General features: G+C 62.7%; 18 protein-coding genes and 5 tRNA genes. 3 read left to right on the plus strand and 20 right to left on the minus strand.

Annotated features, from left to right (window positions below; all coding sequences use genetic code 11):
• Window positions 1–127: 127 nt before the first annotated feature.
• The 18 genes from rplL to ABZN20_RS06415 form a co-directional block, all read right to left on the minus strand.
• A complete protein-coding gene (rplL, locus tag ABZN20_RS06330) occupies window positions 128–505 on the minus strand; it encodes a 50S ribosomal protein L7/L12 (protein WP_218807109.1) in 378 nt (125 codons plus the stop codon).
• A gap of 39 nt (window positions 506–544) precedes the next feature.
• A complete protein-coding gene (gene rplJ, locus ABZN20_RS06335; RefSeq protein WP_218807110.1) occupies window positions 545–1,072 on the minus strand; it encodes a 50S ribosomal protein L10 in 528 nt (175 codons plus the stop codon).
• A gap of 215 nt (window positions 1,073–1,287) precedes the next feature.
• Window positions 1,288–1,983: a 50S ribosomal protein L1 gene (gene rplA, locus ABZN20_RS06340; RefSeq protein ID WP_218807111.1), complete on the minus strand. Its 696-nt coding sequence runs from the start codon at window positions 1,981–1,983 to the stop codon at window positions 1,288–1,290.
• Complete coding sequence (gene rplK / locus ABZN20_RS06345; protein WP_010960362.1) at window positions 1,983–2,414, minus strand: 50S ribosomal protein L11; 432 nt, start codon at window positions 2,412–2,414, stop codon at window positions 1,983–1,985. The genes rplA and rplK overlap by 1 nt, the downstream gene beginning before the upstream one ends.
• A 95-nt stretch (window positions 2,415–2,509) precedes the next feature.
• Entirely contained in the window at window positions 2,510–3,043 is a 534-nt protein-coding gene (nusG, locus tag ABZN20_RS06350) for a transcription termination/antitermination protein NusG (protein WP_218807112.1), read from the minus strand.
• Between the two features lie 12 nt (window positions 3,044–3,055).
• On the minus strand, window positions 3,056–3,430 hold the full coding sequence (secE, locus tag ABZN20_RS06355) for a preprotein translocase subunit SecE (protein ID WP_218807113.1): 375 nt from the start codon (window positions 3,428–3,430) through the stop codon (window positions 3,056–3,058).
• Window positions 3,431–3,490: 60 nt separating this feature from the next.
• Window positions 3,491–3,566: transfer RNA gene (locus tag ABZN20_RS06360), tRNA-Trp, on the minus strand.
• Between the two features lie 45 nt (window positions 3,567–3,611).
• Window positions 3,612–4,802, minus strand: coding sequence for an elongation factor Tu (gene tuf, locus ABZN20_RS06365; protein ID WP_218807114.1), 1,191 nt, complete (start codon window positions 4,800–4,802; stop codon window positions 3,612–3,614).
• A gap of 60 nt (window positions 4,803–4,862) precedes the next feature.
• A tRNA-Thr gene (locus ABZN20_RS06370) sits at window positions 4,863–4,938 on the minus strand.
• Between the two features lie 30 nt (window positions 4,939–4,968).
• Window positions 4,969–5,042 (minus strand) — tRNA-Gly (locus ABZN20_RS06375).
• A gap of 17 nt (window positions 5,043–5,059) precedes the next feature.
• Window positions 5,060–5,144 (minus strand) — tRNA-Tyr (locus ABZN20_RS06380).
• Between the two features lie 79 nt (window positions 5,145–5,223).
• Window positions 5,224–5,787 (minus strand): aminoacyl-tRNA hydrolase, encoded by a 564-nt coding sequence (gene pth, locus ABZN20_RS06385; RefSeq protein ID WP_367027128.1) that lies wholly within the window; start codon window positions 5,785–5,787, stop codon window positions 5,224–5,226.
• 14 nt (window positions 5,788–5,801) lie between these two features.
• A complete protein-coding gene (locus tag ABZN20_RS06390; RefSeq protein ID WP_367027129.1) occupies window positions 5,802–6,410 on the minus strand; it encodes a 50S ribosomal protein L25/general stress protein Ctc in 609 nt (202 codons plus the stop codon).
• A 49-nt stretch (window positions 6,411–6,459) separates the two neighbouring features.
• Complete coding sequence (locus ABZN20_RS06395) at window positions 6,460–7,413, minus strand: ribose-phosphate diphosphokinase (RefSeq protein WP_218807117.1); 954 nt, start codon at window positions 7,411–7,413, stop codon at window positions 6,460–6,462.
• A 33-nt stretch (window positions 7,414–7,446) separates the two neighbouring features.
• Window positions 7,447–7,521 (minus strand) — tRNA-Gln (locus tag ABZN20_RS06400).
• 17 nt (window positions 7,522–7,538) lie between these two features.
• The gene (gene ispE / locus ABZN20_RS06405) at window positions 7,539–8,390 is read right to left on the minus strand and encodes a 4-(cytidine 5'-diphospho)-2-C-methyl-D-erythritol kinase (protein ID WP_367027130.1); all 852 of its coding nucleotides are present in this window, start codon (window positions 8,388–8,390) and stop codon (window positions 7,539–7,541) included.
• A complete protein-coding gene (gene lolB / locus ABZN20_RS06410; RefSeq protein WP_367027131.1) occupies window positions 8,387–8,995 on the minus strand; it encodes a lipoprotein insertase outer membrane protein LolB in 609 nt (202 codons plus the stop codon). The genes ispE and lolB overlap by 4 nt, the downstream gene beginning before the upstream one ends.
• Window positions 8,995–10,668: a tetratricopeptide repeat protein gene (locus ABZN20_RS06415; protein WP_367027132.1), complete on the minus strand. Its 1,674-nt coding sequence runs from the start codon at window positions 10,666–10,668 to the stop codon at window positions 8,995–8,997. The genes lolB and ABZN20_RS06415 overlap by 1 nt, the downstream gene beginning before the upstream one ends.
• A 363-nt stretch (window positions 10,669–11,031) precedes the next feature.
• On the opposite strand from ABZN20_RS06415, the gene hemA reads away from it, so the two are divergent.
• The 3 genes from hemA to prmC are packed head-to-tail and all read left to right on the plus strand — an operon-like array spanning window position 11,032 to window position 14,232.
• Window positions 11,032–12,294: a glutamyl-tRNA reductase gene (gene hemA, locus ABZN20_RS06420; protein WP_218807121.1), complete on the plus strand. Its 1,263-nt coding sequence runs from the start codon at window positions 11,032–11,034 to the stop codon at window positions 12,292–12,294.
• Window positions 12,291–13,373, plus strand: coding sequence for a peptide chain release factor 1 (gene prfA / locus ABZN20_RS06425; RefSeq protein ID WP_218807122.1), 1,083 nt, complete (start codon window positions 12,291–12,293; stop codon window positions 13,371–13,373). The genes hemA and prfA overlap by 4 nt, the downstream gene beginning before the upstream one ends.
• Before the next feature lie 4 nt (window positions 13,374–13,377).
• On the plus strand, window positions 13,378–14,232 hold the full coding sequence (gene prmC, locus ABZN20_RS06430) for a peptide chain release factor N(5)-glutamine methyltransferase (protein WP_367027133.1): 855 nt from the start codon (window positions 13,378–13,380) through the stop codon (window positions 14,230–14,232).
• Window positions 14,233–14,239: 7 nt separating this feature from the next.
• On the opposite strand, the gene ABZN20_RS06435 is transcribed toward prmC, so the two are convergent.
• On the minus strand, window positions 14,240–15,439 hold the full coding sequence (locus ABZN20_RS06435) for a class I SAM-dependent rRNA methyltransferase (protein ID WP_218807124.1): 1,200 nt from the start codon (window positions 15,437–15,439) through the stop codon (window positions 14,240–14,242).
• Window positions 15,440–15,517: 78 nt separating this feature from the next.
• Window positions 15,518–16,207, minus strand: coding sequence for a DUF3426 domain-containing protein (locus ABZN20_RS06440; RefSeq protein ID WP_367027134.1), 690 nt, complete (start codon window positions 16,205–16,207; stop codon window positions 15,518–15,520).
• Between the last annotated feature and the right edge of the window lie 2 nt (window positions 16,208–16,209).

Here is a 16,209-nt window from a genome sequence, read left to right on the forward strand (position 1 = left end):
ACGGAAGATCGGAGTCCACAAGGTAACCGATTCCGTAACAATCCGCAAACGCCGAAAGGCCGGCAGCGCAACGCTGCCAGCCTGAATCGAAGCTCTTCCTTAAAAGAAGCGGGTGCGCAACGTTTCGTTACTTAACGTCGACAGCGGCGCCGGCTTCTTCCAGCTTCTTCTTGATGTCGTCGGCTTCCTGCTTGGCAACGCCTTCCTTGACGGTGGAGGGCACGCCCTCGACCAGGTCTTTCGCTTCCTTCAGCCCCAGGCCGGTGATCTCGCGGATCGCCTTGATCACATTGACCTTGTTGGCGCCGAAGCTGGTCATGACGACGTCGAACTCGGTCTTTTCTTCAACCGCCGGAGCCGCTGCGCCTGCCGCTGCAGGAGCCACCGCGACTGCCGCCGCCGCGGACACGCCGAACTTCTCTTCCATTGCCGAAATGAGATCCACGATCTCCATGACGGTCATGTTGGAAATAGTCTCAAGGATATCTTCTTTGGAAACTGCCATTGTCATTTCTCCGAAATTTCTTTCTGCCGGACCTGCGGGTTACGCGGCCTGCTTCTGATCCCGAACCGCCGCCACGGTGCGCACGAATTTCGCGTGCGGTTCCGCCAGGGTGCGGACGAACTTCTCGATCGGCGCCTTCATCGTGCCCATCAACATGCTGATCGCCTGCTCGCGGTTCGGCAGCGAAGCCAAACGCTCGAGCTCGGACGGGCCGTATTGTTTGCCGCCAACCGCCACCAACTTCACGACGAGCTTGTCGTTGGTCTTGGCGAATGCGCTGACTACGCGGGCCGCGGAGCCCGGATCCTCAAGGGAAAACGCGAGAATCAAGGGTCCCACCAAGCCGTCCTGCATGCACTCGAAACTCGTGCCTTCAACGGCCTTGCGCGCCAAGGTATTCTTGACGACGCGCAGGTAAACCCCGGACTCGCGCGCCTCCTTGCGGAGCTGCGTCAGAGCGGAGACGCTCAGTCCCCGGTATTCCGCCGCAACTGCGGAGTGCGCTTGGGCGGCAACGGCTGCAACCTCGGCGACGACTGCTTTCTTGTCATCGAGTCTCAGTGCCACTCGTTACCTCCAGAAAAACTGAATAGTTTGGGAAACCATTCAGAGCCATGTCACCCCGGCCGAAGCCGGGGACTCTTGTAACGGCTCCTTTCGCCGATATTCGGCTTCAGTCACCGTCTGCGCAGGCTGGGTGGATTAAGTGCTCGAGGCACGCCTGCGGTCTTTGACGGTTACCGGAAATCCGGCAACCCAAAGTCAGATAATTCGTTGCGGAATCAGGCGGTCAGCGTGTTCTGGTCCACGGCCAAGCCCGGCCCCATGGTCGAAGATACAGTGACCTTCTTGACATACACGCCCTTCGAGGTGCTCGGCTTGAGCTTCTTCAGATCCACCAGCAAGGCTTCCAGGTTCTCCTTCAGCGCCGACGGCTCGAAGCTGATCTTGCCGATCGTGCAATGAATGATGCCCTTCTTGTCGGTACGGTAACGGACCTGACCGGCCTTTGCGTTCTTGACGGCCGTGGCGACGTCCGGGGTGACGGTACCGGTCTTGGGGTTCGGCATCAGGCCGCGCGGACCGAGAATCTGGCCCAATTGGCCGACCACGCGCATGGCATCCGGGGCCGCGATGACGACGTCGAAATTCAGCTCGCCGGCCTTCACCTGCGCGCCAAGGTCGTCCATGCCGACGATGTCCGCCCCTGCCGCCAGGGCGGCCTCGGCATTCGCCCCCTGGGCGAACACCGCCACTCGGACCGACTTGCCGGTCCCGTGGGGAAGGACGGTCGCACCGCGTACGGCCTGATCGGACTTGCGGGGATCGACGCCGAGATTCACCGCCACGTCCACCGACTCGACGAACTTGACGGAGCTGACCGATTTCAGCACATCGAACGCCTCGTCGATCGCATACACCTTACCGGGCTGAACCTTGTCCTTGATCGACTTGAGCCTTTTGGTCAAACGAGCCATCACACACCCTCCACAATCAAACCCATGCTGGTCGCGCTACCTGCAATGGTGCGCACGGCTGCGTCCATATCCGCCGCCGTCAAATCCGGCATTTTCATCTTGGCGATTTCTTCCAACTGGGCCCGCGTAACCGTCCCGACCTTGTCGGTGTTCGGCTTGGAGCTTCCGGACTTCAGTCCGAGTGCCTTCTTCAACAGCACCGAAGCCGGCGGAGTCTTGGTGATGAAGGTAAAACTGCGGTCCGCATACACCGTAATGACGACCGGAAGCGGCAGGCCTTTCTCGACGTTCTGGGTCTGGGCGTTGAATGCCTTGCAGAACTCCATGATGTTGACGCCGCGCTGACCGAGCGCCGGACCGACCGGCGGGCTCGGATTGGCCTCGCCGGCCTTGACCTGAAGCTTGATGTAACCAGTGATTTTCTTTGCCATTTTCTGACTCCTATGGGTACGAACGCCTCTTGGGCTCCCCTAAATAAAAAAGGGCTCGCGACGGCAGCCACGGCCCCTGCTTGCAACCGCCTCGCCTAGCCTTTCTCGACCTGTCCGAATTCGAGCTCGACAGGCGTGGATCGTCCAAAAATCAGGACGGAAACTCTGAGCTTGCTCTTTTCGTAATTGACTTCCTCGACGACGCCGTTGAAATCCTTGAATGGACCGTCGATGACGCGGACGACTTCGCCAACTTCGTAAAGTACCTTGTGCTTGGGCTTCTTGACCCCTTCCTCCACGCGCGCCAGGATCGCTTCCGCTTCCGCATCGGTGATCGGGGCGGGATGGTCCGGCGTCCCGCCGACAAACCCCAGCACCCGCGGAACGTCGCGCACCAGATGCCAGGTATCGTCATTCAACTCCATCTGGACCAGGACATACCCCGGAAAGAATTTCCGCTCGCCTTTGCGCTGCTGGCCCTGCCGCATTTCCAGCACCTCCTCGGTCGGCACCAGGATCTTGCCGAAATAACGCTCAAGCCCGGCCCGGGCCACTCGCTCCTCCAGAGAACGCTTTACGCGGTTTTCGAAATTGGAATAAGCCTGGATTACGTACCAGCGTAGCGCCACGATCGCCCCCTATTACCCGGTGATCGAGGTGATTGCCCAAAACAGAAGCATGTCGAGCAGCCAGAGAAAAATTCCGACGAAGAAAACCAGCGCGACCACCATCAACGTGGCTTGCGCTGCCTCCTGCCGCGTCGGCCAGATCACTTTTCGAACCTCGATGCGCGACTCGCGGAAAAATCCGAGCAGCGACCGCCCCTTGGCCGTCGCTGACACCAGCGCGGCCGCCACAATGACAGCGCCGACGACTCCAAGCGTACGGTAGACGACGGAATAATCGCCGAAATAATAGTATGCGACGATGCCAGCGATTAGAAATACCAGCGCAAGAGCAAGCTTGACGGTATCCAGACCGGAAGCACCGGACTCCGAAGTAGTTTGAGTAGACATGCGCCGGATCGTTATGAAAATACGAGAGGGCGCCCGTCAACGGGCGCCCGCATCATGTAGTGGCAGGCCAGGAGGGGCTCGAACCCCCAACCTGCGGTTTTGGAGACCGCTGCTCTACCAATTGAGCTACTGACCTAGGTATTCGGAAATGGGCGAACCTGTCGGGTCCGCCCCTAGCCCCTTACTCGATGATCTTGGAGACAACGCCTGCGCCGACGGTACGGCCGCCTTCGCGTACTGCAAACCGCAAGCCTTCGTCCATGGCGATCGGCGCGATCAGCTTCACTTCGATCTTGACGTTGTCGCCCGGCATGACCATTTCGATCCCTTCCGGCAACGTGACCGCGCCGGTGACGTCGGTGGTCCGGAAGTAGAACTGCGGCCGGTAGCCGTTGAAGAACGGGGTGTGTCGACCGCCTTCTTCCTTGGACAGAACGTAGATCTCCGCTTCGAAGTGCGTGTGCGGGGTGATGCTGCCGGGCTTGGCCAGCACCTGGCCGCGCTCGACGTCTTCTCGCTTGGTGCCGCGCAGCAGGACGCCGATGTTGTCGCCGGCCTGGCCCTGGTCGAGCAGCTTCCGGAACATTTCGACGCCGGTGCAGGTGGTCTTGGTCGTGGCTTTGATGCCGACGATTTCGATTTCTTCGCCCACCTTGATGATGCCGCGCTCGACGCGCCCGGTCACCACGGTGCCGCGCCCGGAGATCGAGAAGACGTCTTCGATCGGCATGAGGAACGGCCGGTCGATGGCGCGCTCGGGCTCGGGAATATAGTCGTCCAGCGCCTGCACCAGGGCTTCGACCGCCGGCACGCCGATTTCGCTGGTGTCGCCTTCCAGCGCCTTCAGGGCGGAGCCCTTGATGATGGGGATGTCGTCGCCGGGAAAGTCGTACTTGGAGAGCAGTTCGCGCAGCTCCATTTCGACCAGCTCCACCAGCTCGGGATCGTCGACCATGTCGGCCTTGTTCAGGAACACGACGATGTAGGGGACGCCGACCTGACGCGCCAGGAGGATGTGTTCGCGGGTCTGCGGCATCGGGCCGTCGGCGGCGGAGCACACCAGGATGGCACCGTCCATCTGGGCCGCACCGGTGATCATGTTCTTGACGTAGTCGGCGTGACCGGGGCAGTCGACGTGGGCGTAGTGACGCGCGTTCGATTCGTATTCCACATGGGCGGTGGCGATGGTGATGCCGCGCGCACGCTCTTCCGGCGCCGCGTCAATCTGGTCGTAGGCCTTGAATTCGCCTCCGAACTTCGCCGCCATGCACTTGGTCAGGGCCGCCGTCAGCGTCGTCTTCCCATGATCCACGTGACCTATCGTTCCCACATTCACATGCGGTTTCGTGCGCGTAAATTTCTCTTTGGACATCCGCCAACACCCCTGATTCGGCTATTTCAATTCAGTCAAAAACGGTTTACAGATATACGATGGAGCCCATAACCGGACTTGAACCGGTGACCTCTTCCTTACCAAGGAAGTGCTCTACCGACTGAGCTATATGGGCAATTCAATCTTTAGCACACCATCACAACACTGGAGCGGGTGATGGGAATCGAACCCACACCATCAGCTTGGAAGGCTGAGGTTCTACCATTGAACTACACCCGCGTACCACAAAATCCAATTGGTGGAGGGGGAAGGATTCGAACCTTCGAAGGCTGAGCCGTCAGATTTACAGTCTGATCCCTTTGACCGCTCGGGAACCCCTCCAAAGCGGAAAGCGTGCATTTTTCCAGAGTCTTATGACCGTGTCAAGCAACCGCAAGTCATCTTCGTCCGGCGCGGCCATTCAAACGTGCAAGCGGTTCATCGCCTGCTCGACATTGCCGGCCAGCAGTTCGGGCAGACAATCCAAGGCTTTGTCTATCGCCCCGAAAATGGCTTGGCGATCGACGGACGAGGGCGCGGCCAACACGTAATCCGCCACCGCCATGGACCCGACCGGCCGTCCGATTCCGATCCTCAGACGCAGAAATCCGCCACTTCCCAGTTGCGCCATGATGTCGCGGAGGCCGTTGTGCCCGCCATGGCCGCCGTCCCGTTTGACACGAACGAGCCCCGGCCCGAAGTCGAGCTCGTCGTGAACCACGAGGATGTGCTCGGGTGCGATCTTGTAAAACTTGGCTATCGCCGCCACCGCGAGCCCGCTTCGGTTCATGAAGGTCAGAGGCTCCAGGAGATGAATGGGCTCGGCCACCTTGATCGTTCCGACGCGGCCATGGAAACGGGACTCCTCCCGCAATACGCAGGCGTGCGCGGCCGCCAGCCTACCCATGAACCAGAACCCGGCATTGTGCCGGGTTCGGTCATAAGCCGGCCCCGGGTTGCCGAGGCCGACGATCAGCTTGACCATGCCGCCCGGCCCGGTCAGCCCGCTCCGCCCTCGCCGCCTTCCGCAGTACGCGGCGCGTGCACGGAAGCCACCGGCAGGTCATGGCCGGCACCCTGTGCGAGTGCGTGGATTTCGACGCCCGCCGGAAGCTTGAGGTCCGACAGGTGGATGATGTCACCGATGTCGACCTGGCCAAGATCGACCTCGATGTACTCGGGCAGATCCTTGGAAAAGCAATCGACCTCCACGTCCACCATGCTATGGGATACCACTCCGCCTTTCTTGACGCCTACCGAGGATTCCTGGTTGACGAAGTGCAGGGGCACGTGGACGCGGATCTTGTCCGCCGCGCTGACGCGCTGAAAATCCATGTGCATCACGATGGGCTTGGCGGGATGGCGCTGCACGGCCTTCAGAATGGCGTTTTCCTCGCGACCGTCGAAACGGATCGTCAGCACGTGCGAATACGTCGCCTCGTTTTCCAGGCTTTTGACAACTTTGTGATGCTCCAGCAACAGCGACACCGGTTCACCACCACCCCCATAAAGCACGGCCGGAACCTTGCCGGCATGGCGCAGGCGACGGGACGCGCCCTTGCCCAATTGATCGCGCAATTCGGCTTCAAATACGAAATTGCCTACCATCTCTTTCTCCAAAATACTCTTAGCAGATGTTGAAAAACGAGGGCCCCGGTCAATCCACGTACAGCGAACTGACCGATTCCCCCATGGCGATCCGGCGGATCGTTTCCGCCAGCATTTCGGCAATGGTCAATTGCCGGATTCTGTTACAGGCCCGCGCACGCTCCTGCAAGGGAATCGTGTCGGTCACCACCAGTTCGTCCAGCAGCGACGCCTCGATGTTGTCGACCGCGGGACCGGAAAGCACCGGATGGGTACAGTACGCCACCACCCTTTCGGCGCCGTGCTCCTTCAGGGCACCGGCGGCCTTGCACAAGGTGCCCGCGGTGTCGACGAGGTCGTCGACCATGACGCAGGTCCGCCCCCGGACGTCGCCGATGATGTTCATGACCTTCGCCTCGTTCGCGCGCGGACGGCGCTTGTCGATGATGGCGAGATCGGCGTCGTCGAGCCGCTTGGCCAGCGCCCTGGCCCTGACCACCCCGCCGACGTCGGGCGATACCACCATGAGATCGGGGTATTTCTGTCGCCAGACGTCGCCGAGCAGGATCGGCGAGGCATAGACATTGTCCACCGGGACGTCGAAAAACCCCTGGATCTGATCGGCATGCAGGTCGACGGTCAGGACCCGGTCGGCGCCGGCGGCGCAGATCATCTTGGCCACCAGTTTGGCGGTGATCGGCACCCGCGCCGAACGGATGCGCCGGTCCTGCCGGGCATAGCCGAAATACGGGATGACCGCGGTGATGACCGACGCGGACGACCTGCGCAAAGCGTCGATCATGACGAGAAGCTCCATGAGGTTCTCGTTGATGGGCTGCGAAGTGGGCTGGATGACGAACACCTCGCGCCCGCGCACGTGCTCCTCGATCTCGACCGCGATCTCGCCGTCGCTGAACCGCCCTACCGTCGCCATGCCCAGGCGCATGTTGAGCTTGCGCACAACGCCTTCGGCAAGGGGGAGATTTGCATTACCCGAAAACACCATGAAGGAGGTGTCGGTCATCGTGCACTCCAGATATCGACGCAGACAGGGAGTTGGCTGGGGCGCCAGGATTCGAACCTGGGAATGCCGGGATCAAAACCCGGTGCCTTACCGCTTGGCTACGCCCCAAAATAAATGCAGAAAATCTATAGTTCGTCCAGCGCCTCGTACAGAGGCGACAGGTTGCGGCCGGACGCCACCATGGCGGTCCAGTCGCGGGACAAGCCCTCACATGCGGCCGTGGCTTCTTCCTCGCTGCCATGGACCGAATATACGCAGGCGCCCGTGCCCGTCAGCCGGACATCCCGGGAATATCTCCCCAGCACGCGCATCGCCTCGCCCACCACCGGGTAACGACGCACGACGGCGTCCAGGCAATGATTCTCATGGCTTCCCGCAAGGAAGTCGGATATTTTGATTGGGTCGTTATCTCTTGTCAAATCAGGGGCACCGAATATCTCGGCGGTCGAGACATGGCACGGCGGCACGACGATGACGTACCAAGGCTCGGGCAGTTCCACGACCTGCAGCCTTTCGCCGACGCCTTCCGCCCATGCGCTCCGGCCGAACACGAAAATCGGTACGTCCGCCCCCAGCCGGAGACCGAGATTCATCAGAGTTTCCCGGTCCAGACCCAGCCCCCACAAGCGGTTCAGCGCCACCAGCGTGGTCGCCGCGTCCGAGCTTCCGCCGCCCAGGCCGCCGCCCATCGGCAAATTTTTCTCCATGGCGATGTCGGCCCCGGCAGTCACGCCAGCGTGATCCTTCAGCAACCGGGCGGCACGGACGATCAGGTTCTGCTCGGCCGGCACGCCCGCCAGCGACGCCTGCAACCTGATTTCGCCGGAGGCATTGGGCCGGAATTCGAGCCAGTCGCACAAATCCACGAACTGGAAGACCGTTTGCAGATTATGGTACCCGTCGGGGCGGCGGCCCGTGATACGAAGGGTGAGATTGAGCTTGGCCGGCGCCGGCAAGCGCAGAAAGGGCGACTTCATGCCGGAGGGTTCCCGACGGTCCACTCGTCCGCAAACAGTTTCAGTTTGAGCGAACGCCCCTGGATCAGCACTTTCTGCGGCAACGTGAACTGGCCCCAGCTGCGATACCGCTCGTAATCGAGCGACCATTCCGCCTGCCTGAAATGCTTCAGGCGCCCGTCCGGATACAGTTCCGTCTCCTCGCTGGCCTCGCCCGGCGCCGACACCCCCAAGACCCAGTAGCGCAGGCTCCGCAGCGGAATGGAAAAGCCCAGTTTTTCTTTCAGCAGGCCTTCGGGATCCCGGGAAATCCTCTCGTTCCCGTTGCCTTCGTTGACGAGAATCAAATCGTCCTGGAGCACGATGGAAACCGTTCCTTGATTCAAGGGACCGGAGAGCCGCAGGCGATCCTGGCGGCCGTCGTGGTCCCAGGACAGGCTGGCTTGCCAGGCGTCGTCCGCGGTCTGCACCGCAACACGACCTTCCAGCCGCCAGCGTTCGAGGCTGGCCAAGCGCGCCACGTCCGGCACAGCGGGCCGGGCCTGCATGGGGGCGCAGCCCTGCAAGCCGGCTGCCGTCGACAACACGATCAGCGAGGCCGCGGCGAGCCGGATCCGATCACGCATCACGGCGCCAGCAGATCCGGATAGCGCGCCTTGATCCGCTGCATATCCTTGTGCTCGGGCGCCTTTTTCCAGGCCTCGCGCAGGATTTTCCTGGCTTCCTGGCGCCTGCCGGACTCCAGCAGCACCTCGCCCAGATGCGATGCGATCTCAGGGTCTTGAACCTTTTCGTAAGCCCGGCGCAGGTATTCGGCGGCTTCGGCGTAATTGCGCAGCCGGTACTGCAGCCAGCCGTAACTGTCGAGTATCGCCGGATCGTCGGGCTTGAGCCGGATCGCCCGGTCGAGATAGCCCTTGGCCTCGTCCAACCGCTCGCCCCGCTCGACGAGCGTGTAGCCCAGGGCATTCAATGCATTGGGATCATCGGGGTTCTTTTCCAGCACCTGGCGCAAGTCCGCCTCCAGCACGTCGAACCGCCCGAGATTCTCCGCCACCAGGGCACGGGCGTAAAGCAGATCGCTCTGCCCCGGGATTTCGCCGAGCGCGTCGGTCAACAGGTTGAAGGCTTCTTCATAGTCCCTGTTCTTGGAAAGCAGCTCGGCTTCCAGAAGGTACAGCCGAACCGACTCGTTCGGAAAACGCTTGCGGACGTCGGCGAGCCGGCTTCGCGCCTCCGTCAGCCGGCCCAGGCTGATCAAGGCGGTGATGCCGTTCACCCGCGCATCGAACTCGGTCGGACCGGTCGTGACGCGGTCGAACCAGCCCAACGCCTCGGCCAGTCTGCCCTTGCGGGCATCGATCAGCCCCAGATAAAAGTAGGCCTGAACCCGCCATTTTCCCGACGTAGCCAGCCCCACGAACTCGCGCCGGGCCGCATCGAGCTGGTCCAGATCGATGAGCGCCAGTCCGAGCCCGAACCGGGCGTCCTGATTGCCGGGCTCCTTGGCTACGATACGCGCCAGCTCGCGCCGCGCGCCTTCGATGTCGCCGGACTTGATGAGAAATTGCGAATAGATCAGACGCAATCTGGCGTTGTCCGGATCGCGCTTGAGCGCTCGCCGAATCATGTCCCCGGCCGCGGCCGAATCGCCCATTTGCGCCATGACCTGCGCCTGCAGCACCCGGGCCCGGCTCCAGTCCGGATGCAACTTCAGGGCTTCCTCGGTTTCGTTCAATGCCCGCTGGAACTCACCCTGGTTGGCGGCGAGAAGCGCGGCTGCGAGATGAAGCTCCGCCATACCGGGGGACGCCCGGAGCAAGGCGTTCATGAATTCCGCCGCATCCTGTTTCGGCACCTCACCGCCGAGCACCTTCACCAATTCGATGAGTGTGTCTTCCAGATCGGCATCCGGCAGCGTCAGCAGCACCTTCATCTGCGCCACCGCCTCGTCGCGCCTTCCCTCCTTCAGGTAGAGCAAGGCCGCCATGCGGCGGGCCACCGCATTGCGGGGCTCGGCTTGCAGCCAGAGAGATACCCCTTCGATCGCTTCGGGATATTTTTTCACGAACAAGGCGATCTGAGTCGCCCGTTCGGCGAGACGCGCATCCCGCGACAGGCGCGCGGCCTGGAGATAATTCTCGAGCGCAACCTCGTACTGGCCCCGCTGGCCGGCCAACTCTCCCGCCAGCACCAGGTAGACGAGCTGGGATTTGGGCGTCAGCGGCTTGACCGTCGCGCCGATGCCGGCCTCGTCGCTCCAGAATGGTTCATCCGCAAACTTGGCTTTATGGCCCACGCACCCGAATGCCAGGGCAATCAACAGCAAGCCCGGCAAAGTACCTGCACCGCCGGGCCAGAATTTTCGTATCCGAATTTTAGGCACTATCGTCCCGCGAGTTGCGCGTAGGAATTCAAAGGCTTGAGAAAGGAGCAACCGGACGGGCTAAAGCTTTCCCTGCATCCCGCCAGCGCCGATATTCTGGGATATTTTGAGGAGAACGAGGGATTGCCGATATTGCTTGCGACGCGGGCCAGAACCGATTTTCCCGAGCGAAATTGTACCGTTTCCCGATAAACCGGCAAGACTTGTGCTTCCTCGAAATTGGATTAGGGGCACATTTTCATTAAAATCGGCGTCTGTTTCAGCCACCTGCCCACAATGGCGATCCTGACTCTAGGCGTCAATCACACCACCGCACCGGTTTCGATCAGGGAACGTCTTGCCTTTCCCACCGAGCATCTGCAATCCGCGCTGCGGGAGCTGATCGGCCTGCCGCAGGTGGGTGAGGCAGCGATCCTGTCGACCTGCAACCGTACCGAGGTGTATTGCGAGCTCGAAGGCCGCGACCAGCGGCCCATCGTCGACTGGATGCGCGGGCAGCGGCAACTCGACGGCCAGGACATCGCCCAATACCTTTACTCCCACGTCGACGCCGGCACGATCCGGCACATGTTCCGCGTCGCCTGCGGGCTGGACTCGATGATCCTGGGCGAACCGCAGATCCTCGGCCAGATGAAGACCGCCTATCAGGCGGCGCGCGACGCCGGCACCGCGGGCAAGGTTCTGACCAAGCTGTTCCACCACACCTTCGCCGCCGCCAAGAAGGTCCGCACCGACACGGCGATCGGGTGCAGCCCCGTATCCGTCGCCTTCGCCGCCATCCGGCTGGCCCAGCGCATTTTCGACGATTTGGGCGATCTGACCGCCATCCTCATCGGCGCAGGCGAAACCATCGAGCTGACCGCGCGGCACTTGAGCGAAAACCGGATCGGACACATCATCATCGCCAATCGGACCTTCGACCGCGCGCATACCCTGGCCAACCAGTTCGGCGGCTTCGCCATTTCGCTGGAAGAGCTGCCCAAGCATCTGGCCAAGGCCGACATCATCGTCGCCTCCACCGGCAGCCCCCTGCCCATTCTCGGCAAGGGCAGCATCGAGAGCGCGCTGCGGAGCCGCCGCCACAAGCCGATGTTCATCGTGGACCTGGCGGTGCCGCGGGACATCGAGCCCGAGGTCGAGCAGCTCCAGGACGTCTATCTGTACACCGTCGACGACCTGCAGCACACCGTCGAGGAGAACCTCAAGACCCGTCAGGAGGCCGCTCTGCAGGCGGAAGAAATCATCGATCTGGAAGTCGAGCATTTCCTGGCCTGGCTCAGGGCCCAGGCCGCGACCGAAACGATCCGCGACGTCCGGAGCCTGGCCGAACGGCACCGCGACGCGGCTCTGGAGCGGGCACTGCGGGAACTGCGCCGCGGCAAGAGCGCCGAAGACACCCTGCGCTGGCTGGCGGACACCCTGACCAACAAGATCATTCATGCGCCCAGCTCGCAAATCTGGCAAGCGGGCGTGAACGAACGCGCCGACATCGTCGCCGCGGCGCGCGAACTCTTTCAACTCAAAGACCCCGATACGTGAATCCTTCCGTTCAGCAGAAACTCGAGAACCTGTCCCATCGCTTCGAAGAAATCACCGGCCTCCTGGCCACCCCGGAAGTCCAGAACGATCAAAACCGGTTCAAGGCCCTGAGCCGGGAATACGCCCAGCTCGAACCCTGTGTCGCCTGTTTCCGGCGCTACCGGGAAACACTGGACGGCATCGAGTACGCGCAAGCGCTGCTGCAGGATCAGGACCCCGAAGTCCGCAGCCTGGCGCGGGAGGAACTCGAAGCCGGACGCGAGCGCTGCGAAGCGCTGGAGCAGGAGCTGCAGATCCTGCTGCTGCCGCGCGATCCCAACGACGAGCGCAACGTGTTCCTCGAAATCCGGGCCGGCACCGGCGGCGCGGAAGCGGCGATCTTCGCCGGCGACCTGCTGCGCATGTACAGCCGCTACGCTGAACGGCAGGGCTGGAGGACCGAGATCGTCGGCGAGAGCGAGGGCGAGCACGGCGGCTACAAGGAGGTCGTGATGCGCATCAGCGGTCAGAGCGTCTATTCCCGGCTCAAGTTCGAAGCCGGCACCCACCGCGTCCAGCGGGTGCCCGCCACCGAAGCTCAAGGCCGCATCCATACCTCGGCCTGCACCGTGGCGATCCTCCCGGAAATCGACGAAGTCGAGATCGACATCAACCCGGCCGACCTGCGCGTCGACACCTTCCGCGCCTCGGGGGCCGGCGGCCAGCACGTGAACCGGACCGATTCGGCCATACGCATCACCCACATTCCGACCGGCACCGTGGTGGAATGCCAGGACGAGCGTTCCCAGCACAAGAACCGGGCGCGCGCCATGTCGCTGCTGCAGGCCCGCATCCTGGCCGCCGCCCAGGAGAAGCAGAATTCCGAGATCGCCGCGTCGCGAAAACTGCAAGTGGGCAGCGGCGACCGCTCCGAACGCATCCGGACCTACAACTTCCCGCAGGGGCGGCTGACCGACCACCGCATCAACCTCACGCTCTACCGGCTGGACGCCATCATGGAGGGCGACCTCGACCCGGTGATCGATCCCCTGGTGCAGGAGCATCAGGCCGACATGCTGGCCAGCCTGGCCGAAAGCTGAAGACGTGCCCACCAACCTCCTGGAAGCGCTGGACGCCGCCACCCGCGAACTCGGCTCCATCAGCGAAACGGCCCGACTCGATGCCGAGGTGCTGCTGGCCCATGCAATCGGGAAAAACCGCGCCTATCTCAGGGCGTGGCCCGAGCGTCTGCTGCAAGCCGAAGAAGAACGGCGCTTTCTGGCGTACCTCGCGGAGCGCGCGCGTGGTGTCCCTGTCGCCTATCTGACGGGAGCACGGGAGTTCTGGTCCCGATCCTTTAACGTATCCCCCGAGGTGCTGATTCCCCGGCCGGAAACGGAGCTGCTGGTGGAGCTTGCCATCGAGGCGGCCCGCTGCAAAAACCGTCCCCGCATCCTCGATCTGGGCACCGGAAGCGGCGCCATTGCCGTGACCCTGGCTCTGGAGTGTCCGGACGCCGAAGTCTGGGCGGTGGATATCAGCGAATCCGCGCTCGCACTCGCCCGCCGCAATGCGGACGAACTCGGCGCCAAAACGATCCGGTTCCTGCAGGGCAGCTGGCTCGCCCCGCTGCCGGCGGGTATCCGCTTCGACCTGATCGTCAGCAACCCTCCTTATGTCAGCCCAACCGACCCGCACCTGCTGCGCGGCGATGTCCGCTACGAACCCCGCCAAGCCCTGGTATCCGCGGAGGACGGCCTGCAAGACATCGCCCTGATCGCCGGAAACGCCGGCCCGTGGTTGCCCCCCGGCGGCGGGCTGATGTTCGAGCACGGCTTCGACCAGGCCGACGCGGTCGCCGCGATCCTCGGCAAACTGGACTACCGCGACGTCCGCCGGTATCGCGATCTGCAGGGCCACGAACGCGTCACCGCGGCAAGGCGGGCCCCCGAGGAGTGAAGGCCGCCTAGAGCGGCATCGACAGGTGGCAGAAGAAGGTCTTCAGGTATTCCGTTTCCGGAATCGCGGGATGGACCGGATGGTCCGGCCCCTGGCAACCCTGACCCAGGATGACCAGATGCCGGTCCAGATGCCGGCTGCTGGTACGCAGTATGTCGTGCAGGGTGGAGCGCGGCAGGTTGAATGAGCAGGACGCCGAAACCAGGACTCCGCCGGGGTTCAGCACTTGCATGGCCGCCTGGTTGAGGCGGTGGTAGGCCTCCACGCCCGCCTTGATGTCCTTCTTGCGCTTGATGAGGGCGGGAGGGTCCACCACGATCAAATCGTAGCGCTGGCGCTTGTGCCGAAGCTGCTTCAGGAACTCGAAAACATCCTGCCGGATGAAACCCATCCGATCCGCCACGCCGTTGAGCCTGGCGTTTTCCGCGGCGAGCGCAAGCGCTGACTCGGAGCTGTCCACGCAATCCACGGATTCCGCCCCTCCCAAAGCCGCCTGCACGCCCCAGCCTCCGGTATAGGAGAACAGGTCGAGCACGCGCTGGCATTTGGCCAATTGCGCCACCACGGCCCGGTTCTGGCGATGGTCGAAGAACCAGCCGGTCTTCTGCCCTCCCACGGGATCGACCAGGAAGCGGGCGCCGTTCTCCTCGATCGGTACCGGACCTTCGAGCGGCTTGCCCAGCACCCGTACGTAATTCTCGAGCTTCTCGAACTGGCGCAGGCTCGAAGTGTTCTTCAGCACCATGGTGCGGGGTGAAAGCAGCTTGTCGAGCACCTCCATCACCGGCTCCTGGAGCTGCTCCGCGCCGAACGTGCTGGCCTGCAGCGCCAGCACGTCGCCCAGGCGGTCGATCACCAGGCCGGGCAGGCCGTCGCTTTCGCCATACAGCAAGCGGTAATAAGGCTTGGCGAAAAGCATCTCGCGCAGATGCAAAGCCCGGCTCAACCGCTTCAGCAGGAAGGCATGGTCGATCGCCACGCGGTGGTCGCGGCTCAGGAGCCGCGCGCAGATCAGCGATTCCGGGTTGACGTAAGCCAAGCCCAGCGGCTGTTGGCGAGAGTCCTCCACCACCACGTATTCACCGGGCGCGAAACGCTTGAGCGGCGTCTTTTCGCCATCCACCTCGTTGCTGAAGACCCACAGGTGCCCCGCCCGCAAACGGCGCTCCTCGTTCTTCTTCAGCCGCAATACCGACAATTCAGACATACAGTCGCCAACCCAAGCGTCACCGGTGCTTGAAAAAGGAAAAGGCGGTTCCCGACCGGGAAACGCCTGGATAAAGGGTCAGATCAATTCGAAGGTGAAACCGCTGATGTCCCGATCGGGCTTTGCCAGATCCAGGCGGACTTCCAGAGACTTGCCGACCGGCATCATGGACATGCCGGTTCCCTTGGGAAGATACTCCACCGGCGAAAACACCCTGCCCGCCGCCGGCTTCCCCTGCCGGTCGACCACCCGCAGGACGATCGAAGGAAACACCTGGGCCGCCGTGGACTGATTGGCCATGACCAGGCGGAATTCATAGCCCCCGGTGGCGGGCACCGGCCGCAGCGTCCGCTCCACGATCTGGATCGATTCGACGTCGCTGTAGGGCGGCACCTGGCAGCCCACGGCATCGCACAGCATCACCAGCCACGGCCGCATGGCCTCATCCTGGGCAAAACGGGTGCTGCCGAAATACGCCACCTGGCCGAGCAGGGCGATCGCCAAGGCGATACTGCCGATGCCCCAGGCCAGCCGCAAGAAAAACCCCGGGCGGGCCGGCTCGTCGTATCCCCTCGTCCATCGCCGGAACCAGCGCCCCGACCCGCCCTTCGGCGGTAGCGAGTACGGATCGGGGACGCTCTCTTCCAATCCCGGCAGGGCATTGAAAACACGACCGCAGTGGTCGCAGAGCATGACGCCCCGCCCTTCCCGTAGCTGACGCACCGAGATGCCGTAGGCCGTACCGCAGGATGGACAGCGGGTAAACACCT

This window comes from Methylococcus sp. ANG, assembly GCF_040730495.1.
In the GTDB taxonomy this organism is placed as follows: Bacteria; Pseudomonadota; Gammaproteobacteria; order Methylococcales; family Methylococcaceae; genus Methylococcus.